This window comes from Thalassovita taeanensis (assembly GCF_900110775.1).
Classification (GTDB): domain Bacteria; phylum Pseudomonadota; class Alphaproteobacteria; order Rhodobacterales; family Rhodobacteraceae; genus Litorimicrobium; species Litorimicrobium taeanense.
Map to the genome: position 1 here is coordinate 26,594 of NZ_FOEP01000012.1, position 20,789 is coordinate 47,382.

The 20,789-nt window shown below is 64.8% G+C and carries 20 protein-coding genes; 13 read left to right on the top strand and 7 right to left on the bottom strand.

Features of this window, described 5'->3' with window-relative positions; translation table 11 throughout:
* Positions 1-3: 3 nt before the first annotated feature.
* The gene (locus BSF79_RS14630) at positions 4-426 is read left to right on the top strand and encodes a GlcG/HbpS family heme-binding protein (protein WP_090270575.1); all 423 of its coding nucleotides are present in this window, start codon (positions 4-6) and stop codon (positions 424-426) included.
* A 118-nt stretch (positions 427-544) separates the two neighbouring features.
* Here the strand turns inward: BSF79_RS14630 and BSF79_RS14635 are convergent, their stop codons facing one another.
* A complete protein-coding gene (locus BSF79_RS14635) occupies positions 545-1,135 on the bottom strand; it encodes a DUF1285 domain-containing protein (RefSeq protein WP_090270576.1) in 591 nt (196 codons plus the stop codon).
* A gap of 68 nt (positions 1,136-1,203) precedes the next feature.
* Between BSF79_RS14635 and BSF79_RS14640 the strand changes: the two genes are divergently transcribed.
* From BSF79_RS14640 to BSF79_RS14655, 4 genes are read left to right on the top strand one after another with little or no spacing between them, the layout of a single operon-like run.
* Complete coding sequence (locus BSF79_RS14640; RefSeq protein WP_090270577.1) at positions 1,204-2,211, top strand: AAA family ATPase; 1,008 nt, start codon at positions 1,204-1,206, stop codon at positions 2,209-2,211.
* The gene (locus BSF79_RS14645; protein WP_090270578.1) at positions 2,208-3,098 is read left to right on the top strand and encodes a DUF58 domain-containing protein; all 891 of its coding nucleotides are present in this window, start codon (positions 2,208-2,210) and stop codon (positions 3,096-3,098) included. The genes BSF79_RS14640 and BSF79_RS14645 overlap by 4 nt, the downstream gene beginning before the upstream one ends.
* Positions 3,095-5,839: a DUF4159 domain-containing protein gene (locus BSF79_RS14650; RefSeq protein WP_090270579.1), complete on the top strand. Its 2,745-nt coding sequence runs from the start codon at positions 3,095-3,097 to the stop codon at positions 5,837-5,839. Before BSF79_RS14645 ends, BSF79_RS14650 begins: the two co-directional genes overlap by 4 nt.
* Complete coding sequence (locus BSF79_RS14655) at positions 5,836-7,908, top strand: hypothetical protein (protein WP_090270580.1); 2,073 nt, start codon at positions 5,836-5,838, stop codon at positions 7,906-7,908. Before BSF79_RS14650 ends, BSF79_RS14655 begins: the two co-directional genes overlap by 4 nt.
* A 4-nt stretch (positions 7,909-7,912) precedes the next feature.
* On the opposite strand, the gene BSF79_RS14660 is transcribed toward BSF79_RS14655, so the two are convergent.
* Both BSF79_RS14660 and BSF79_RS14665 read right to left on the bottom strand, forming a co-directional pair.
* Positions 7,913-8,275, bottom strand: a complete 363-nt coding sequence (locus tag BSF79_RS14660) for a hypothetical protein (RefSeq protein ID WP_090270581.1) — start codon at positions 8,273-8,275, stop codon at positions 7,913-7,915.
* A gap of 36 nt (positions 8,276-8,311) precedes the next feature.
* Complete coding sequence (locus tag BSF79_RS14665) at positions 8,312-9,031, bottom strand: DUF599 domain-containing protein (RefSeq protein ID WP_090270582.1); 720 nt, start codon at positions 9,029-9,031, stop codon at positions 8,312-8,314.
* A gap of 90 nt (positions 9,032-9,121) precedes the next feature.
* On the opposite strand from BSF79_RS14665, the gene BSF79_RS14670 reads away from it, so the two are divergent.
* The 6 genes from BSF79_RS14670 to BSF79_RS14695 all read left to right on the top strand — a co-directional run bounded on the left by BSF79_RS14670 (position 9,122) and on the right by BSF79_RS14695 (position 15,995).
* Entirely contained in the window at positions 9,122-10,555 is a 1,434-nt protein-coding gene (locus BSF79_RS14670) for an FAD-linked oxidase C-terminal domain-containing protein (RefSeq protein ID WP_090270583.1), read from the top strand.
* A 57-nt stretch (positions 10,556-10,612) separates the two neighbouring features.
* Entirely contained in the window at positions 10,613-11,761 is a 1,149-nt protein-coding gene (glcE, locus tag BSF79_RS14675) for a glycolate oxidase subunit GlcE (RefSeq protein WP_090270653.1), read from the top strand.
* 4 nt (positions 11,762-11,765) lie between these two features.
* Positions 11,766-13,088: a glycolate oxidase subunit GlcF gene (gene glcF, locus BSF79_RS14680; protein WP_090270584.1), complete on the top strand. Its 1,323-nt coding sequence runs from the start codon at positions 11,766-11,768 to the stop codon at positions 13,086-13,088.
* Between the two features lie 64 nt (positions 13,089-13,152).
* Complete coding sequence (locus BSF79_RS14685; protein WP_090270585.1) at positions 13,153-13,980, top strand: trypsin-like serine peptidase; 828 nt, start codon at positions 13,153-13,155, stop codon at positions 13,978-13,980.
* A 120-nt stretch (positions 13,981-14,100) separates the two neighbouring features.
* Positions 14,101-14,568: an Hsp20 family protein gene (locus BSF79_RS14690; protein ID WP_090270586.1), complete on the top strand. Its 468-nt coding sequence runs from the start codon at positions 14,101-14,103 to the stop codon at positions 14,566-14,568.
* A gap of 164 nt (positions 14,569-14,732) precedes the next feature.
* A complete protein-coding gene (locus tag BSF79_RS14695) occupies positions 14,733-15,995 on the top strand; it encodes a glycerate kinase type-2 family protein (RefSeq protein ID WP_090270587.1) in 1,263 nt (420 codons plus the stop codon).
* Positions 15,996-16,065: 70 nt separating this feature from the next.
* Here the strand turns inward: BSF79_RS14695 and BSF79_RS14700 are convergent, their stop codons facing one another.
* The 4 genes from BSF79_RS14700 to BSF79_RS14715 are packed head-to-tail and all read right to left on the bottom strand — an operon-like array spanning position 16,066 to position 19,029.
* Positions 16,066-17,010, bottom strand: a complete 945-nt coding sequence (locus BSF79_RS14700) for an OmpA family protein (RefSeq protein ID WP_090270588.1) — start codon at positions 17,008-17,010, stop codon at positions 16,066-16,068.
* Positions 17,010-17,582 (bottom strand): peroxidase-related enzyme, encoded by a 573-nt coding sequence (locus tag BSF79_RS14705; RefSeq protein ID WP_090270589.1) that lies wholly within the window; start codon positions 17,580-17,582, stop codon positions 17,010-17,012. The genes BSF79_RS14700 and BSF79_RS14705 overlap by 1 nt, the downstream gene beginning before the upstream one ends.
* Positions 17,579-18,310, bottom strand: a complete 732-nt coding sequence (locus tag BSF79_RS14710) for a GNAT family N-acetyltransferase (RefSeq protein ID WP_090270590.1) — start codon at positions 18,308-18,310, stop codon at positions 17,579-17,581. The genes BSF79_RS14705 and BSF79_RS14710 overlap by 4 nt, the downstream gene beginning before the upstream one ends.
* The gene (locus BSF79_RS14715) at positions 18,307-19,029 is read right to left on the bottom strand and encodes a competence/damage-inducible protein A (protein WP_090270591.1); all 723 of its coding nucleotides are present in this window, start codon (positions 19,027-19,029) and stop codon (positions 18,307-18,309) included. The genes BSF79_RS14710 and BSF79_RS14715 overlap by 4 nt, the downstream gene beginning before the upstream one ends.
* A gap of 46 nt (positions 19,030-19,075) precedes the next feature.
* Between BSF79_RS14715 and sfsA the strand changes: the two genes are divergently transcribed.
* Together sfsA and map are read left to right on the top strand one after the other, a co-directional pair.
* Positions 19,076-19,780, top strand: a complete 705-nt coding sequence (gene sfsA / locus BSF79_RS14720) for a DNA/RNA nuclease SfsA (RefSeq protein ID WP_090270592.1) — start codon at positions 19,076-19,078, stop codon at positions 19,778-19,780.
* A 68-nt stretch (positions 19,781-19,848) separates the two neighbouring features.
* Entirely contained in the window at positions 19,849-20,661 is an 813-nt protein-coding gene (gene map / locus BSF79_RS14725; RefSeq protein WP_090270593.1) for a type I methionyl aminopeptidase, read from the top strand.
* The last annotated feature ends 128 nt before the right edge of the window (positions 20,662-20,789 follow it).

The window sequence follows — 20,789 nt, forward strand, 5'->3', positions numbered from 1 at the left end:
AAGATGATTACCGTAACCCGACTGGATTGCATGGATGCGCGGGCGCTGATCGCCGGTGCGCGCGCCAAGGCCGATGAGATTGGCGTGCCGATGTGCATCGCCATTACCGATGAAAGCGGCAACCTGATCGCATTCGAGCGGATGGATGGGGGCAAGGTCACGTCCAGCACCATCGCCATCGACAAAAGCTTTACGGCGTCTGCGGCGAAAAAGGCCACGCATGAATATGGCGCGGCCAGCCAGCCCGGCGCACCGGCGTATGGCATTGCCTCGGCGATCCATGGTCGGTTGATGGTGGTGGGCGGTGGCCTGCCGGTGATCGTGGGCGGCGAAGTTGTCGGCGGGATCGGGGTCAGCTCGGGCACGCCCGCGCAGGACACCGAAGTGGCACAGGCCGGAATTGACGGATTTCTGGCGAATATGTGAGCCTAACATTGGCTTTTGAAGCACAGACCATAAAAGCTCGCGGCGATGTCGCGGGCTTTTGCGTGTAATGGATCGCGTCGCCGCCAAAGTGCTGTGACTGGCGGCGTTGGCGGGCGCGTCAGGGCAGTTCGGCCGACGGGATGATGGGGAAAAACACACCGCCGGACCACAGGCCAAACCAGCTTGTGCCGTCGTGGTCATGGTGGCTGCCGATCTCGACCAGGCGGTAAAAGCTTTTGCGGTCGATCAGTGCCTCGAGGTTGGTGCGGACCAGCACATAGGGCGAGGGTTCGCCGGTTTCGGCGTCGCGGACCACGCGAATGGGCGCATCCTGCCCGGCGGTGACAGTATCGCCCACGTTGGTGGTGAAGGTCAGGGTTTGGTCCGGGCCGGTGCCTGACGTTTCGAAATCCACGGCGACAAAGGGGGCGTCATCGACGGTGATGCCGACCTTTTCAACCGGAGTGACCAAAAAGTAATCATCCCCGTCGCGGCGCAGGATTGTGGAAAACAGCCGGACAAGCTCGGGGCGGCCAATTGGGGTGCCGAGGTAGAACCAGGTGCCATCGCGGGCGATCCGCATGTCCAGATCACCGCAGAACGGCGGGTTCCACAGATGTACCGGGGGCAGGCCCTTGCCTTTGGTGGCGGCGCGGGCCGCCGTGGTCAGGCTTTCTGCCGAAGGTTTCACGATCATTTGTCCGCTCATTGCTTTTGCCATTTCCGTGTAGCGCGATACACTCATACTGATGATATAGTCGTTAGAGGAGTTTTGCCATGTCCGATCCGACCGATCTGGTGGCCGAGATTGAAGCGCTGGAAGAAAAGCTGGCCGAAGCCAAGGCCTCGATCACGCGGCGATTCATCGGTCAGGAGAGGGTGGTGGACCTGACGCTGTCGGCGCTTTTATGCGGCGGGCACGGGTTGCTGATCGGCCTGCCGGGCTTGGGCAAAACCCGGCTGGTGGAGACCCTGAGCACGGTGATGGGGCTGGACGGCAACCGCATTCAGTTCACGCCCGACCTGATGCCCGCCGATATTCTGGGCTCCGAGGTGCTGGAGACCGCAAGCGATGGCAAACGGGCGTTTCGCTTTGTGCCGGGGCCGATTTTCTGCCAGCTTTTGATGGCGGATGAGATCAACCGCGCCAGCCCGCGCACCCAGTCTGCCTTGTTGCAGGCGATGCAGGAGCGCCGGGTGACAGTGGCGGGCGAGGATCGGCCGCTGGGCACGCCGTTCCATGTGTTGGCGACGCAGAACCCGATCGAGCAGGAGGGCACATATCCGTTGCCCGAGGCACAGCTGGACCGGTTTTTGGTGCAGATTGATGTGAGCTATCCTGACCGCGCGACAGAGCGGGGTATTCTGCTGGCGACGACGGGCGTGGCCGAAGAAGAGGCGCATGCGGTATTCAGCGCGGGCGACCTGCTGAAGGCGCAGACTTTGCTGCGGCGGATGCCGGTGGGCGACAGTGTGGTCGAGGCGATTCTGGATCTGGTGCGCGCCTTCCGGCCCGAAGATGCGAGCGCGGACGAACGGGTGCGGCAGACGGTGTCGTGGGGGCCGGGGCCGCGCGCGGCGCAGGCTTTGATGCTGACCGCGCGGGCGCGGGCGATGTTGCAGGGGCGGCTGGCGCCCTCGGTCGAGGATGTGGTGGCGATGGCGCGCCCGGTGCTGAGCCACCGGATGGCGCTGAATTTTGCGGCGCGGGCGCGGGGCGACAGCCTGCATGATCTGATCGACACCACGGCGGCCCGGATCACCCGGATCGAGGCCGCAGCTTGATCACGCCCCAAACCCTGCGGGCGCGTGCCGAAGATCAGGCCGCGCGGTTGCCGCCGCTTCTGGCGCGGGCCGAGCATTTGGCGGGCACGGTTTTGCTGGGCGAGCATGGTCGGCGGCGTGCGGGGCTGGGCGATGATTTCTGGCAATACCGTCCGGTGCAGGCGGGCGATTCGATGCGGATGATCGACTGGCGCCGCTCGGGGCGGGGGGATGCGCAATATGTGCGCGAACGCGAATGGCAGATCGCGCAAAGCGTTATGCTGTGGGTGGATCAGGCGGCCTCGATGCGGTTTTCCAGCACGGCCGACCTGCCGGAAAAGGCCGACCGCGCGCGGGTCTTGGCGCTGGCGGTGGCGATATTGCTGGTGCGTGGCGGCGAGCGGGTTGGGCTGACGGGATCGTCGTTGCCACCGCGGCGGGGCAACAACCAGATTGTGCGGCTGGCAGAGTTTTTCGCGATCGACAGCGACGAGGATTTTGGGGTGCCCGAGGCGCGCGGGATGATCCCGCATGCGCGCGCGGTGTTCGTGTCGGATTTCATGGGCGATGTGGAACCGGTAAAGGCGGCACTGATCAAGGCGGCGGATCGCGGGGTGCGTGGGGTGCTGCTTCAGGTGCTGGACCCGATCGAAGAGGCATTTCCGTTTCAGGGCCGCACCGTGTTTGAAAGCGTCGGCGGCACAGTTTCGCATGAGACGCTGAAGGCGGGCGATTTGCGCGCGCGGTATTTGCGGCGGCTGGCGGGGCGCAAGGCTGAACTGGCCGATTTGTGCCACGTCACCGGCTGGCAGTTTCACACGCATCACACCAGCGACAGCGCGCAATCCGCGCTGCTGTGGCTGTGGCAGGCGATTGGTCATGGGGCTGTCGGAGGGGCAGGGCGATGACGCTGGGCGCGCTGGGATTTGCCACGCCGTGGCTGTTGTGGGCGCTGGTGGCGCTGCCGGTGCTGTGGCTGTTGCTGCGCGCGGTGCCGCCTGCGCCGATCCGGCGGCGGTTTCCCGGTGTGGCGCTGCTGCTGGGGCTAAAGGACGACGACACGGTGACCGACAAAACGCCGTGGTGGTTGTTGCTGCTGCGGATGCTGGCGGCGGCGGCGGTGATCGTCGGGCTGTCTGGCCCGGTGCTGAACCCGGAACCGGCGCGGGGCGATGGCACGGGGCCGGTGCTGATCGTGTTCGACGGCGGTTGGACCGGGGCGCAGGATTGGGCAGCGCGCGCGGCGATGGCAGACCGGTTGTTGGCCGAGGCCGGCCGCGCGGGGCGCGTGGCGGGATTGTTGCGGCTGACCACGCCCGAGCCGGTGGTATTTCAGCCAGCAGAGGCGTCGCGCGGGCGGTTGGCGGGGCTGGACCCACAGCCTTGGGAGCCTTCGGCGGCGCTGATCGAGGCCGCTGCTGCGGCGCTGGGCGAGCAGGATTTCGAGAGCTGGTGGATGTCGGACAGCGTTGAGTACGATGGGCGCGGCGCAATGTTGGCGGCGCTTGAGGCGCATGGCCCAGTCAGGGTGTTTGACAGTGGGCGCGGGGCGCTGGCGTTGCTGCCTGCGCGGTACGAAGACGGGGCGGTGGCCTTGATCGCGCGGCGCAGGGATGCGGCGGGGATGCAAGAGATCACGGTATTGGCGCAGGGGCGCGACCCGGCGGGAAACGAAGCGATTCTGGCACGGCTGCCGCTGCGGTTCGAGACGGGCGCGGTTGAGGCGCAGGGCGCGCTGGCGCTGCCTTCGGAGATGCGGGCGCGGGTGACCCGGTTCGAGATTGAGGGCCAGCGCAGCGCGGGCGCCGTGGCGCTGAGCGATGATAGCCTGCGCCGTCGCGAGGTGGCGCTGATTGCCGGGCGCGATGACCGTGAGGGCTTGGAGTTGCTGTCGCCGCTGCATTACCTGCATCAGGCGCTGGCGCCATCGGCGGATCTGCTGGAGGGGGCGTTGCTGGATGTTCTGCCCGCGAACCCGGATGTGATCATTCTGGCCGATGTTGCCTCGATGACCGAGCCCGAGCAGGCGGCGCTGCTGGAGTGGACGGATAAGGGCGGGCTGTTGCTGAGGTTTGCCGGGCCGCGGCTGGCAGCGAGCGAGTTGAGCCGCAGCGAAGAGGATGCGCTGATGCCGGTGCGGTTACGCTCGGGCGGGCGCACGGTCGGTGGCGCGATGAGCTGGGGCGCGCCCAAGACGCTGGCGCCTTTCAGCGAGGACAGCCCGTTTCATGGGCTTGCGGTGCCGCCTGATGTCAGCGTTTCGGCGCAGGTAATGGCGCAGCCGGACCCGGTTCTGGCCGACCGGGTGATTGCGCAGCTGAGCGATGGCACACCTTTGGTGACACGCAAGCGGGTCGGGCAGGGGCAGGTGGTGCTGTTCCACGTCGCGGCCAATGCGGAGTGGTCGAGCCTGCCGCTGTCGGGGTTGTTTGTGCAGATGCTGGACCGGATGGCAATTTCGTCATTGGTAGAGCGCCCGGAGGCAGAGGATCTGGCCGGATCGGTCTGGGCGCCGGTGCAGGTGCTGGACGGGTTTGGCCGCGCCCGCGATGCGGGCACCCTGCCGGGGGTGGCGGGTGAGGATCTGGTGCAGGCACCGCTTGGGCCGGACTTGCGCCCCGGTGTTTACGAGGGCGCAACCCGGCGTCTGGCGCGCAATGCGATGACGCCTGAGCGGCTGCTGATCCGGGCGGAGTGGCCTGCGCGCATCCCGGTTGAGGGGTTGGCGCGCGCGCCTGAAACGCCGTTGGCGGGCTATCTTCTGGCGGCGGCTTTGGTGGCTTTGCTGCTGGACGTGCTGGCGGCGTTGGCGCTGTCGGGGCGGCTGATGGCCGGGCGTGTGGCGGTGGTTGTGCTGGCGGCGCTGACGGTGCCGCAGAATGCGCGCGCCGACGATACTTTTGCGGTCATGGCAACGTCCGAGGTGGTTCTGGCCTATGTGGTGACCGGCAATGCGCAGATTGACGATACCTCGCGCGCGGGGCTGCTTGGCCTGTCGGATACGCTGTTCTTCCGCACCTCGGTCGAGCCTGCGCCGCCAATGGGGGTCGATCTGGAGCGTGACGAGCTGTCGTTCTTTCCGCTGATCTATTGGCCGGTGACGCCGGATCAGCCGCAGCCGACGACCGAGGCCTATGTGCGGCTGAACCGGTATCTGCGCTCGGGGGGGATGATCGTGTTTGATACGCGCGACGCGGATATTGCCGGGTTCGGCGCGGGCAGCCCGAATGGCCGCAAGCTGCGCGAATTGGCGGACCCGCTGGATATTCCGCCGCTGGAGGCAATTCCGGGTGACCACGTGCTGACGCGTGCGTTCTACCTGCTACAGGATTTTCCCGGTCGCCATATGGGCCGCGATGTATGGGTCGAGGCGGCCCCGCTTGATGCCGAAAAGGTCGAGGGCATGCCGTTTCGCAACCTGAACGACGGGGTCACACCGGTGGTGATTGGCGGCAACGACTGGGCTGCGGCTTGGGCCACTGACGTGCGTGGCAATGCGCTGTTTCCGGTCGGGCGGGGTTATGCCGGGGAACGGCAACGCGAGCTGGCCTATCGGTTTGGTGTCAATCTGGTGATGCATGTGCTGACCGGGAATTACAAATCGGATCAGGTGCATGTGCCTGCGTTGCTGGACAGGTTGGGCCAATGAACGGCGAGATCATTTTCGACCCCCTGCTGCCGTGGGCGGCGCTGGCGGTGCTGGCCGGAGTGGTGGCGGTGGCCACGGGGCTGGCGCTGTGGCGCGGGCTGACGGGGTGGGCGCTGCGGCTGCTGGCGGGGCTGGTGTTGCTGGGCGCGCTGAGTGGCCCGGCCTATCGGCAGGAAGATCGCGCGGCGCTGTCGGATATTGTGGTGATGCTGGTCGACGGGTCGGCCAGTCAGGCGCTGAGCGATCGCGCGGTGCAGACCGCGCGCGCCGCCGAGGCGCTGGAGGCGCGGATCAGTGCCCGCCCGAATACCGAAGTGCGCCGGGTCGACGTGGGCGATGGCGCGGACAATGCGGGCACATTGCTGATGGGCGCGCTGAGCAAGGTACTGACCGAAGAGCCGCGCGCGCGGATTGCAGGTATCATCGCGCTGAGCGACGGGCGGCTGCATGATCTGGAGCGCGCGCCCGATCTGCCTGCGCCGTTGCATCTGCTGTTGTCGGGTCAGCCACAGGATTGGGACCGGCGCCTGATCGTGGAAAATGCCCCGGCCTTTGCCATTTTGGGCGAACCGGTGACGCTGTCGTTGCGGATCGAGGATATGGGGGCAGCGCCTGCCGGGGCGGCCAATGTGCCGCTGGATCTCTCGGTGGATGGAGCGCCGCCGGTGCGGATCAATGTGCCGGTCGGGCGCGGGTTCACCCTGCCGGTGACCCTGCCGCATGGCGGACGCAACGTGATCCAGTTCACCGCCCCCGCCGCCGAGGGCGAGCTGACGGATCGCAACAACACGGCCTTGGTGCAGATCAACGGCGTGCGTGACCGGCTGAGGGTGCTGCTGGTCAGTGGCGAGCCGCATCCGGGCGGGCGGACGTGGCGCAATCTGCTGAAATCCGACAGCTCGGTCGATCTGGTGCATTTCACCATTCTGCGACCGCCGGAAAAGCAGGATGGCGTGCCGGTGGCGGAATTGTCGCTGATCGCCTTTCCAACGCGCGAGCTGTTTTTGGAAAAGATCGACGATTTCGATCTGATCATCTTTGATCGCTACAAACGCCGGGGGATATTACCCTCGATCTATCTTGAGAATGTGCGGGACTATGTCTTCAAGGGCGGGGCGGTTCTGATTGCGGCGGGGCCGGATTTTGCCAGCGCGGATTCGATTTTCCGCTCGCCCCTGTCCACGATCATTCCGGCGCGGCCGACGGCGCGGGTGATCGAGCAGGGGTACTTGCCGAAAGTGACCGATCTGGGTCAGCGCCATCCGGTGACGGCGGGGCTGAAGCCCGAGGGAGCGGGCGACTGGGGCCGCTGGATGCGCCAGATCGAGGTCGAGCCGCGCACCGGGTCGGTGGTGATGTCGGGGATCGAGGATAAGCCGCTGCTGGTGCTGGACCGGGTCGGCGCGGGTCGGATTGCGTTGCTGGCGTCGGATCAGGCGTGGCTGTGGGATCGCGGGTTCGAGGGCGGCGGGCCGCAGATGGAGCTGCTGCGACGGCTGGCGCATTGGATGATGAAGGAACCCGAGCTGGAGGAAGAGGCGCTGAGCGCGCAGGCGGTGGGGCAGCAGATGCGTATCCTGCGCCGCACCCTGTCCGAACAGGCGGGATCAGTGACGGTGGTGACGCCTTCGGGCGACAGCACCGAGCTGCCGCTGCGCGAAGTTGCGCCGGGGCAATTCGAGGCCGAGTATACCGGGCCGGAAATCGGCCTGTATCGGCTGAGCGAGGGCGGTGTGGAGGCGGTAATCGGGCTGGGCCCGTCAGCGCCACGCGAGTTCGAGGAAACCATCGCCAGCGGCGACGCGTTGGCGCCGGTGATCGCGCCGACGCGCGGCGGCGTGATGGCGCTGTCGGGCGGCGGCGTGATGGCGCTGTCGGGCGGCTTGCCGGTATTGCGCGACGTGCGTGCGGGGCGGCCTGCGGCGGGGCGGGGATGGATCGGGCTGACCCCGCGCGAGGCGTATGAAACGCGGTCGGTCACGCGGATTCCGCTGTTGCCGGCGTGGCTGGTGTTGCTGCTTGGTCTGGGTCTGATTGTCGGGGCGTGGCTGCGCGAGGGGCGGCGCTAGCGGGTCAGGGGCGCAGGTGCACGGTCACAGTGTCGGATGCCCATCCGGCCTGTGAACAGCGCGCCCGAACAAAGACCTCGCGCATGCCATCGGGGACCATCACATTGACCAGCGAGCGGGTGAATGGCTGTTCCTTGACGTGCGGGTGCATCAGCGCGCGCTGGCCAAGCACTTTGCCGTTGGCGGCGATCACCTCCCACCCATCGGCGTAGTGATCCCAGCCGCTGTCGGGGTGGCTGAGGGTCACATCGAACCGCCAGCCCATCCCGGCCTTTTCAGCCGTCACACGGATGATTCGAGGGCTGTCCGCCAAGGCGGCAGGGGCACCCAGGGCGATCACAAACAGAAGGGAAAGCGCAGTTTTCATGCGTTGAACCTAGCACTGGTCATGGTCACCTGCCCGTCACGTCTGTGTGTGTCCCATGCCATCGGACAAGCCACACAATACGGCGCGAGATTTCGAGGCAAATTCACGCCGCCAGAGGATCCAGAAGGTGACCAATGTGGCCGCCATCAGCGGCAGCGCCCCGATCAGCCAGGCCGCGGTGCCAAGCGCGAAATACACCGAGCGCAGCCCCTGATTATAGCTTCGTGCGGCGGTGATATTGATCTCGGCCGCCTTGGCGGCGCGGGGCAGGGCGGTGGGGTTGTCGGGTTCATTCGGCACGGCCCCCATCAGCACGGCGCAATAGCCGAACAGCCGATGCGACCAGACGAACTTTAGAAAAGCATTGGTCAGAAAAAGCATAATGACCAACAGCTTGACCTCCCATACGAACTTGGGTTCGTTGCTGAGTGACAGGTCCTGAGCGACGTCGACCAGACGCTCGGAGTTGCCAATTGCTGCCAGGCCGCCGCCAATCGCGATCATCGCGGCAGAGGCGAAGAACGAGGTGCCCTGCCGCAGGGTGGCAAGGGTTTGCGAGTCAAAGATCCGGGGTTGTCGCGTGACCATCTGGCGCATCCATTCGCGCCGGTATTCCGCCATCAGCACCGACACCGAAGGGCGCTTGCGACCGGGGTGTTCGATCAGCCAGCCAATGCCGACCCACGCCACAAAAAGCAGCGCCAGCGCCGCGATATCCAGGGGCCCGAAAAGCCCGATCCGATCCGTCCAATTCATGGGCTCACGATAGCGTGGGAATTGATGGCTTGCCAGTCGCGAAAAATTGGTTATTTTTTCTTACCAATCCATTCAAAAAAGGATGACGCCATGGAAATGCCTCTGCCTGATCCGGCCGTACTGGCCCAGAAGCCCCGTCTTGTTGAGCGGCTGTTGCAGGTTCTGCCCCCCGAGGCGGTGATCCATGACGAAATGGAAACGCGCGCCTATGAATGCGATGCGTTGACGGCCTATCGCTGTCCGCCGCTGGTGGCGGTGCTGCCGTCCTCGACCGCCGAGGTGGCGGCGGTGCTGAAGATTTGTCACGACATGGGGGTGCCGGTGGTGCCGCGCGGATCGGGCACGTCGCTGGCGGGCGGGGCCTTGCCGACGGCCGACAGCGTGATTCTGGGCGTGGCACGGATGAACGATGTGCTGGAGACCGATTACGAAAACCGGGTGATCCGCGTGCAGACCGGGCGCACCAACCTGAGCGTGACCGGCGCGGTGGAGGAGGAGGACTTCTTTTACGCGCCGGACCCGTCCAGTCAGCTGGCCTGCGCCATTGCGGGCAATATCGGAATGAACAGCGGCGGGGCGCATTGCCTGAAGTATGGCGTGACGACCAACAACCTGATGGGGGTCACGATGGTGTTGATGGATGGCACCGTGGTCGAGCTCGGCGGCGCGCATCTGGATCCCGGCGGGCTGGACCTGCTGGGGGTGATTTGCGGCTCTGAAGGGCAGTTGGGCGTGGTGACCGAGGCAACCCTGCGGATCCTGCACAAGCCCGAGGGCGCGCGGCCAGTGCTGATGGGGTTCGACAGCAACGAGGTCGCCGGGGAATGCGTCAGCGACATTATCAGGGCCGGGGTTCTGCCGGTGGCGATCGAGTTCATGGATCGGCCCGTGATCCGGGCAACGGAGGCGTTCGCCGGGGCGGGATACCCCGATTGCGAAGCATTGTTGATCGTCGAGGTGGAGGGCAGCGAAGCGGAGATTGCCGAGCAACTGGGGCTGATCCTGGAGATCGCGCGGCGGCATAATCCGGTCGAGTTGCGCGAGAGTACCTCTGCGGAGGAGAGCGCGCGGATCTGGTTGGGCCGGAAGTCGGCCTTCGGTGCGATGGGCCAGATCAACGATTACATGTGTCTGGATGGCACGATTCCGGTTAGCCAGCTGCCGTACGTGCTGCGCCGGATCGGTGAGATGAGTCAGCAATACGGGCTGGGCGTTGGCAACGTGTTCCATGCGGGGGATGGCAATATGCACCCTCTGATCCTGTTCGACGCCAACAAGCCCGGGGATCTGGAGCTGTGCGAGGCCTTTGGCGCGGATGTGCTGAAGCTGTGCGTCGAGGTGGGCGGGTGCCTGACCGGCGAGCATGGGGTGGGGATCGAGAAGCGCGATCTGATGGTGGATCAATTCGCGCCGGACGATCTGGATATTCAGATGGCGGTGAAGGATGTGTTCGATCCGCAATGGTTGTTGAACCCGGCGAAGGTGTTCCCGTTGGCGGCGTCTTTGGGCAGGCGCGCTGGTTGAGAGTCCCGGGGGCGCTGCCCCCGGACCCCCGGAGTATTTGGATCAGAAAGAAGCATGATGAGACCTGAGAGTGAGGCCGAACTGGCCGAGATCGTGGCCGGGGCCAAGGGGCCTTTGGTGGTGCGGGGCGGCGGGACGCGGGCGTTTGGCGCGCCGGTTATGGGCGAGGTTGTGGAAACCGCCGCGTTGAGTGGTGTGGTGCTGCACGAGCCGGGGGCGTTGACGCTGGTGGTGAAGGCGGGCACGCCGGTCGCCGAGGTTGAGGCGGTTCTGGCGGCTGAGGGGCAGCGGTTGCCGTTTGAGCCGATGGATCATCGGGCATTGCTGGGCACGCGGGGCGCGCCGACCATGGGTGGCATGGTGGCGGCGAATGTGTCGGGGCCGCGGCGGGTGCAGGTTGGGGCTTGCCGGGATTTCCTGCTTGGGGTGCGGTTCGTTGATGGCGCTGGGCGCGTGCTGAAGAATGGCGGGCGGGTGATGAAGAACGTCACAGGGTATGATCTGGTGAAGCTGATGGCGGGCAGTCATGGCACGCTGGGGGTGCTGACGGAGTTGTCGTTCAAGGTGCTGGCGGTGCCGCAGGCCGAGGTGACGCTGGTCGGGCGCGGGCAGGATGCGGCGACGGGCGTGCGGGTATTGAGCGCGGCGCTGGGTTCGCCCTATGACGTGTCGGGCGCCGCGCATCTGGAGGCGGGTGTGGCGGAGGATGCTTCGCAGACCCGGGTGCGGCTTGAGGGGCTGGCGGGATCGGTGGCGTATCGTCGCGATGCATTGCTGAAGGGGGCCTGTGCCGGGTTCGAGGTGGTGGAAGGCATGGAAAGTGCCGCTTTGTGGCGCGAGGTGCGGGACGTGACGCCCTTTGCCGCGCGCGAAGGGGCGGTGTGGCGGCTTTCGGTCAAGCCATCGGATGCGCCGGGTCTGACGGCGGCGGTGCGGGCGCAGGGGATTGCCGCGCAGGCGATCTATGACTGGGGTGGCGGGCTGATCTGGTTGCTGGTGGATGAGGTGGGCGACGCGGGTGCCACGATCCTGCGTCAGCAGGTGGCGGTGCTGGGCGGTCATGCCACGTTGGTGCGCGGCAGCGAAGCGCTGCGCCGGGTCGTGCCGGTGTTTCAGCCGGAACCGGCGCCGGTGGCGGCGCTGACACGGGCGCTGCGCGGCAAGTTCGACCCGCGCGGCATTCTGAACCCCGGATTGATGGGATAGGCATATGCAAACGACATTCACCCCCGAGCAGTTAACCGATCCTGCGATTCAGCGGTCGAACGATATTTTACGGTCCTGCGTGCATTGCGGTTTCTGCACGGCGACCTGCCCCACCTATCAGGTGTTGGGTGACGAGCTGGACAGCCCGCGCGGGCGGATTTACCTGATCAAGGATATGCTGGAAAACGAGCGGGTGCCGGATGCCAGAACGGTCAAGCATATCGACCGCTGCCTGAGCTGTCTGGCCTGCATGACCACCTGCCCCAGCGGTGTGCACTACATGCATCTGGTGGATCACGCGCGCGAATATATTGAGCAGAAGTACAAACGGCCGTTTGGCGATCGGGCGTTGCGTTGGGTGCTGGCGCGTATCTTGCCCTATCCGACGCGGTTCCGGCTGGCGTTGTTGGGAGCCAAGATCGGGCGACCGTTTGCGCGGCTGATGCCGGATGCGCGGCTGCGGGCGATGCTGGAAATGGCGCCGAAACATATCCCGCCGGTCAGCCGCAATGATGATCCGCAGACCTTTGTGGCCGAGGCCCCGCGCAAAATGCGGGTGGCGCTGATGACCGGTTGCGCGCAGCGGGCGCTGAACACCGATATCAACGATGCCACTATTCGCCTGCTCAAGCGGATGGGCTGTGACGTGGTGATTGCCGAAGGGCAGGGCTGTTGTGGCGCGCTGACGCACCACATGGGCAAGAGCGACGAAAGCCACCGTGCGGCTGCGCGCAATATCCGCGCCTGGACGGGGGAAATGGATGGTCAGGGGCTGGATGCGATTGTGATCAACACCAGCGGCTGTGGCACGACGGTGAAGGATTACGGCCATATGTTCCGCAACGACCCGCTGGCGGGCGATGCCGCGCGGGTGGCGGCGATTGCGATGGATGTCTCGGAAGTACTGACGAAGCTGGACCTGCCCGAAGGGGCCGACAAGGGCCTGACCGTGGCCTATCACGCGGCCTGTTCGTTGCAGCATGGGCAGAAGATCAAGACTTTTCCCAAGGATCTGCTGAAACGGGCCGGGTTCAGGGTGGTGGAACCGGCGGATAGCCATCTGTGCTGCGGCTCGGCTGGCACTTATAACCTGATGCAGCCCGAGATTTCGGGACAGCTGAAGGCGCGCAAGGTAAAAACGCTGGAGGCGAAAAACCCGGACATCATCGCGGCGGGGAATATCGGTTGCATGATGCAGATCGGTGGCGCCACCGACGTGCCGATTGTGCACACGGTTGAGTTGCTGGACTGGGCAACAGGTGGGCCGAAACCGCCCGCGCTGAGTGCACCCGGAAAGCGCGCGCCTGAAATCCCGATTCTGCGCTGAAGCCGCCGTAATTTTGCCTAACCTCGCGGGTATGACTGCGGCAGGACGATGGACCGGAGGCCCTATGCTGCACCGCGTATTTTTGCTGATCTTTTCCCTTCTGCTTGCAGGCGGGACCGCCGATGCGCAGGACAGTGCTCTGCGGCGGATGAATACTGGCGACGACAGCCGCGGCTGGGAGGCCGTGGGGCGGTTGGATTTGGGCGGGCGCGGGTTTTGCACCGGGGCGATGATCACGCCCGATCTGGTGCTGACGGCGGCGCATTGCCTGTTTGACAAAACCACGGGCCAGCGGATCGACCACAGCAAGGTTGAATTTCTGGCCGGTTGGCGCAATGGCCGCGCCGAGGCCTATCGCATGGTGCGCCGGGCGGTGGTTCATCCGTCCTATCAATATGATGGCGCAGTAACGACAGAGCGGGTGCGCAATGACATTGCCCTGCTGGAGTTGCAGCGGCCAATCCGAAACACATCGGTGCATCCGTTTGCCACGGCGCGGAACGTGCGCGCGGGAGACAGCGTCGGGGTGGTGTCATATGCGCGTGGCCGGGCAGATGCACCCTCGATGCAGGAAATGTGCGGGGTGATCGGGCGGCAGAAGGGCGTGTTGGTCATGTCCTGTGACGTTGATTTCGGATCGTCTGGCGCGCCGGTCTTCAGCTTTGATAGTGGCGAAGTGCGGATCGTTTCGGTGGTGTCCGCCAAGGCCGAGGCCAAGGGGCGCCAAGTGGCGTTGGGGTCTCAGTTGGATGGGTCGGTCGCATTGTTGCGCAGTCAGCTGGATGCGGGGGTCGGCGTGTTTCAGGCCCCGCCCCCCGGTGTGAACCGGATCGGCGTGGCTGGTGCGCGGCGCAACACAGGTGCCAAATTCATTCGCCCCGGCGGGGGTTGAAACCGTGCGATACTCTTCCCAGATTCTGACGTATCGGGGTGCCGGTGTCCGGGCCCCGAAAACTTGCCTGTCCCATGAAGGGAAGGCGTTTTCAGGTATCGCTCAGATGGAGGATAACCCATGCGAAGCTTTGATCTTGCACCACTTTACCGTGCCACTGTTGGCTTTGACCAGATTGCTGACTTGATGGACCGCGCGTTCACCAATGATGTCACGCAAAACAGCTACCCCCCGTATAACATCGAGAAAACCGACGAGAACGCATATCGTATCTCGATCGCTGTTGCCGGGTTCTCGGATGCTGATCTGTCGGTCGAAATGAAGGACAACGCCCTGATCGTGTCGGCCCGCAAGGCCGAAGATGATGGCGAGCGGACATATCTGCATCGCGGCATTGCCACCCGCGCGTTCGAGCGGCGGTTTACGCTGGCCGATCATGTGCGTGTGACCGGGGCGACCCATGCCAACGGGATGCTGAATATCGACCTGATCCGCGAGATGCCCGAGGCGCTGAAGCCTCGCCGGATCGAGATTGCCAGCGGCCAGCCGGTTGAACAAACCATGGTCGAGACGAAAACTGTCAACTGATCCCAAGGTACGGTTTTTCAATCCGTCCCGCACCCGTCTGGCCATATGGTCGGGCGGGTGTTTTCATTTGGGCTGGTCTGCGCGGGCTGGTCTGCGGTGGCGGCAATGATTGAACGCGTCGGGCCGGGCTGTTACCTCTGTCAGAGGATTTGGCCGGAGGCAGGATGCAGGACAGAAATTTTCTGACAGAGTTATTTGATGCGGCGATCCATGCCGCGGAGCCAAAGGCCGCTTTGGCCGCGCATCTGCCCGCCCGGCCCAAAGGCCGCGTGATCGTGGTGGGGGCCGGCAAGGGCGCGGCGCAGCTGGCGGCGGCGTTCGAGGATCTTTGGGATGGCCCGCTCGAAGGCGTGGTCGTGACCCGCTATGGCTATGGCGCTGACTGTCAGCATCTGACCGTGCTGGAGGCTGCGCACCCGGTGCCCGATGCGGCGGGGCTTGCGGCGTCGGAGGCGTTGTTCGCTGCCGTGGACGGGCTTACCGCCGATGATCTGGTGGTGGCGCTGATCTGCGGCGGGGGCTCGGCCCTGCTGGCTGCACCTGCCGAGGGGTTGGAGCTGGAGGATGAAGTGGCGCTGAACCAAGCGCTTCTGGCCAGCGGCGCGCCGATCGGGGCGATGAATGCGCTGCGCAAACAGGTCAGCCGGATCAAGGGCGGGCGGTTGGCCGCGGCGGCCTTTCCGGCGCGGGTGGTCAGCTTGATCGTGTCAGACGTGCCCGGCGATGACCCGGCGCAGGTGGCCAGTGGCCCGACGGTGCCCGATGCTATGGGCCGGACCGAAGCGCTGGCGGCGGTGCGCGACTATGGCATTGCCCTGCCCGACAAGATCGCAGCGTTTTTGCGCGACGCGCCCGATGACGCCCCGAACCCCGCCGATCCGCGTTTTGCCGACAACGAGGTGCATGTGATCGCTTCGGCCGCGCGCTCGCTCGAGGCGGCGGCAGAGGCCGCGCAGCGGCGCGGGATTCCGGCGGTGATCCTGTCCGACGCGATCGAGGGCGAGGCGCGCGAGGTGGCCAAGGTTCACGCCGCAATCGCGCGCGAAGTGGCCACCAAAGCGCGGCCTTTCGCGCCGCCGGTGGTGATCCTATCGGGCGGTGAAACCACGGTTACATTGCGCGGCAAGGGGCGCGGCGGGCGCAACAGCGAGTTCCTGTTGTCACTGGCGCAGGAAATCGATGGCACTGTCGGGATCACGGCGCTGGCGGCGGATACCGACGGGATTGATGGGTCGGAAGACAACGCCGGGGCCTTTGCCGATGGTGGCACGGCGGCGGCGATGCGGCGTGCGGGCGTGGACCCGGCGCAGGCTTTGGCGGACAACGATGCCTTCAGCGCGTTCGAGGCGGTGAACGGGCTGTTCACACCGGGCCCGACGGGCACCAACGTGAATGACTTCCGCGCCATACTGGTCCGCCTGGACTAGGCTGCGAAAAGGTCGGTATTGACCGTGGATGGCTCAGATACCGCGCAATGGCTGGCATGACGATATGTCCTCAGTCGGTGTTGAGCAAAACAGCCTCCACCCGGCGGTTGGCCTCGCGGCCTATGTCGGTCTGGTTGGGGGCGATGGGCGAGAGATACCCCATGCCCTCGGCCTCGAGCTGCGCACGCGGTACGCCGTAGGCTGAGACCAGACGTTCCAGCACTGATGCCGCGCGGCGTTTGGAAAGGCTGATATTGGCGTCCAGCCCGCCCACCGCATCGGTATGCCCCACCAGCGCGACACGGCGGTCAGGTTGCGCCAGCAAAAACTGCGCCAGCGCCGCGAGGGTGGCAAACTGTCCTGCGCCCAACGACGACGAACCGCTGTCGAACGTCAGGTCGTCCAGCACGACATGCCCTTGTTGCACCATCCGCTGCTCCAACGACTCCGGGTCAGATGGCGCGTTGGGTGCGCCGCCGGGGCTTGCGGAAAAGCCGACATGAACCTCGGGCGCATCCGCCGTGCCATCGGTGACATGGATCAGCTGCACATACCCCACATTGGCGGCGCTACTGACCAGCAGCGTCAGGTGATCGCCTTCGCCCCGTCCAACGGCCAGAAACCGGTAATCCGTCAGATCAACATACATGTCCGGCGCTGGCAGAACCTCGGTCCCGAAGCGGAAGTCAAAGCCACCGCAGGCCGCCGCCTCGCACTCAAACAGCGTGACATAGCCCGCATCGGCCAGTTGCCGCCGCAATGGATCAAGGATCTGCAACGAGGTCAGTCCCTGCGCGCTTATTCGCCAGGCCTGCCGGGTAATCCGCCCCTCAAGATTTTGAACTGGCAGCGCCCCATTGGCAAACGCACCGATCGGCATGGCATAGCTGTCCAGCACAAGCGACTGTTCCGCCGACAGGCTGGCATTGCCCGGCAATCGCAGATCAAGCGCGCTTGCTTGCCCCGGCAGCGGCAAAAGCAGGCCACAAAGGGCGAGGAGCGGTCGCAAGAGCATCAGCGGAACTGCGCGTGATACTCGTCATTCGGGCGCATATCGGTGGCCGAAGCAACGCGGTTGGTCATGTTGTAAAACGCTGTGACATTGGCGATGTCCCAGATATCACGATCGGTAAATCCGACGTCGCGCAGGGCCTGACGATCCGCCTCTTGCACGGTGGCGCTGGCGGTGGTCACCAGAACGGCAAAGTCCAGCATCGCACGCTGGCGCGGGCTTAGCGGGGCCACGCGGTAATTCATCACCAGCGCCTCGCCCAGCTTGGGATCGCCCGACAGTTGCCGCACAGCCGCGCCGTGGGCCGTAAGGCAGTAAAAGCACTTGTTGACCGACGACACCGCGACCGCGATCATCTCGCGCTCAAGCTTCGACAGCCCACTGTCGCCCAGCATCAAATCGTTATAAAGCGCCGAAAACGTGTTCAATTTGTTGATGTCAAAGGCATGAGCCTTGAGCACATTCGGCACCAGGCCGAGTTTGTCCTGACAGATATCAAAGTATTTCTGCGTGGCCTCGGGCAGCGGATCGACGGCAGGCAGGTTCAGGGCGGTCGGCAGGTCTTGTTTGCTCATTTCAAATCATCTTTGTGTTTGCGATAATGATATTGTCCCACAAGTGTCATGCCGAGGGAAGAATAGAGAGCATTCGCCGCAGTGTTGGCCTGTGTGCAGACGACGGACAGATACTCGGCCCCGTTTTCCTGTGCCCACGAAGCGGCCAGGCGCATGAACTTGCGCGCCATGCCCTGCTTGCGCTGATGCGGCAAAATTTCAAGCGCGTGCAGCATGGCGATACCGTCGTGGACCCCTACAAAAGCGGTGCCCGCCGGGGTGTCGTTCTGCCGTCCCAGCAGCGAGGTTTTCGGCTGTGGTGCGCGCTCCATGACTGCGATGCGGCCCGGCCCGATGTCGCCCTTGGCCCAGATGTCGATCTGGATCGCCAGCGGCTCCCACAGGGCGAAGGCCGTGAGGGGAAACGGCACCTCGTTGATGATGTCAGCGACCGGCGCCACCCACAAGTTGACCGGATCGACCACCTCGTATCCGCGGGCTGCCAGCAGCGCATCCAGCGCGTCATCGCCAGCGCGGATCTGGAACAGGCGGGGCTGATGCAGGGCCAGCATCGCGGCCTCTGCCGCGGGCAGATCCTCTGCGCTGACGGGTTGCCGTGCGGTGGCGGCAGACACACGTTGCCCGCCTCCGCCGCCTTCGCGGATCAGCCACGGACCATGAGTTTGCGTGCTGGCCGCAGGCCAGGTTCCGTCGATGACTTCATACAGTTGCTCGGCACTGGGCATCATTCGGCAACCCCTTCGGCGAGGCGGGTCATGGCGGCATCAACGCGGGCACCGTCCTGCCCGCGGATCACGATGTTGGTGCCAAATACCCCGTTGATCTGAAACGGATATGACCCGATGGAAAGATCTGGGAAGTCATCGGCCAGCACCCCCAGAGGCCCGGCAATATCGCCTTCGCCACGGTTCACCCGCAAGGTTTGCGACAGCACGGGTTGCCCGCCGGTCAGCGTCGGTAGAACACTGGCGACCATCGCCTCGAACACTGCGGGCACACCGGCCATGACATGCACATTGCGCAGGCTGAACCCCGGCGCGATGGAAACCGGATTGTCGATCAGCGCCGCGCCGTCGGGGATGCGCGCCATGCGCAACCGCGCCTCGTTCAAGGTGCCGCCGGTGCGTTTGTAATGCGCTTCCAGCAGGGCGCGGGCGTCGTCGCGCACGGTGATCGGGGTATCAAAGGCGCGGGCTATCGCCTCGGCCGTGATGTCATCATGGGTGGGGCCGATCCCGCCCGAGGTAAACACATGCGTGAACCCGGCGGCCAGCGCCTGAACCGCAGCAACAATGGCCGGGGCATCATCCGAGACCACACGCACTTCACGCAGATCAATGCCGTGTTTGGTCAGTTCCTGCGCCAGATGGTGCATGTTGCTGTCGCGGGTGCGGCCCGACAGAATCTCGTCTCCGATGACAAGCATGGCGGCTGTTGGGTTGGTCATGGCCCCTCTCCTTGCGAAATCTCCCCGTCCGGTATAGGCGCGGGACATGCGCTTTCAAACCCCTCTTGTGCCTGCCCGGCTGATCCGTCGCTACAAGCGGTTTCTGGCCGATGCCCGGCTTGAGGATGGCCGCGAGGTGGTGGCGCATTGCGCGAATCCCGGCTCGATGCTGGGGCTGGCCGAACCGGGCATGCGGATCTGGCTGGAGCCGAACGATGATCCCAACAAGAAGCTGAACTTCGGCTGGCGGCTTGTGGATCACGAGAACGGACACTTCACCGGGGTCGATACGTCGGTGCCCAACCGTGCGCTGCGCACAGCGCTGATGGCGGGCGCGGTGCCGGGGTTGCAAGGCTATGACACGGTGCGGCCCGAGGTGAAATACGGCACCAACAGCCGGATCGATTTCCTGCTGGAAAGCGCCACACGACCCGCCGCCTATGTCGAGGTGAAAAGTGTCACCCTCAGCCGTCAGCCCGGTCTGGCCGAATTCCCCGACAGTGTGACCGCGCGCGGCGCAAAGCACCTGACCGAACTGGCCGCGATGGCCGAGGCAGGGCACCGCGCGGTGATGCTTTATCTGGTGCAGCGCACCGATTGTGCCCGCGTGACGCTGGCGGGCGATATCGACCCGACCTATGCTGCCGGGTTTCAGATCGCACGCGCGGCGGGGGTCGAGGTCCTGTGTTTCGACACTCTAATTAGCCCCGAAAGCATAAATCTGGGCCGCGCCTTGCCATTTGAGACATAGGCGGCTCTGGTCCTTTTGGGTAAAGCAGCCTAAATATTAAGAAACATCAGTTGCGACGGAGCAGACCAGTGAACGATGAGTACCAGGGGCGCCTGACGCGCGAAGGCATCCGTATCCATCAAGACGCCGATTTCGCCGGAATGCGCAAAGCGGGCCATCTGGCGGCGCAGATCCTTGACGAAATCGCCCAGCATGTCGTTCCGGGCCAGACCACCGGCGAACTTGACCGGCTGATCGAAGAGATGGTCAACGCGGCGGACGCAAAATCGGCGACGATCGGGTACAAGGGCTATCGCCATGCCAGCTGTATCAGCCTGAACCATGTGGTCTGCCACGGCATTCCCGGCGACAAGAAGCTCAAGGATGGCGACATTCTGAACATCGACGTGACGGTGATCGTTGATGGCTGGTTCGGCGATACCAGCCGGATGTATGTGGCCGGAACGCTCAGCCGCAAGGCCGAGCGCCTGATACAGGTGACACACGATTCGCTGCTCAAAGGCATCGAAATGGTCAAGCCGGGCAATACCTTCGGCGATATCGGTCATGCGATTCAGGCCTATGTCGAAGGTCATCGGATGAGCGTGGTCCGCGATTTCTGTGGTCACGGGCTGGGCCGGGTGTTCCACGCGCCGCCCAACGTGCTGCACTATGGCCGCCCCGGCACCGGCCCGGTGTTGGAGGAAGGGATGTTCTTTACCATCGAACCGATGGTGAACCTGGGTCGCCCGGAAACCAAGGTGCTGGCCGATGACTGGACCGCCGTCACGCGCGACAAATCGCTCTCGGCGCAGTTTGAACATTCGGTTGGGGTCACGGCGGACGGGTGCGAGATTTTCACGCTGTCGCCCGCCGGGCGGTTTCACCCGACTTACGGCTAAGGCTGCGGCCTCGCGTAAGCGGGGCCTGTGACTGCTTAAAAGTCACGGCCTATTTCAATTATGCATTCACGGGATATGTTTGCCTTGGGGTAAGTGCCCTGCAAGTAGCTTCGCTTGCAGAAAAACAG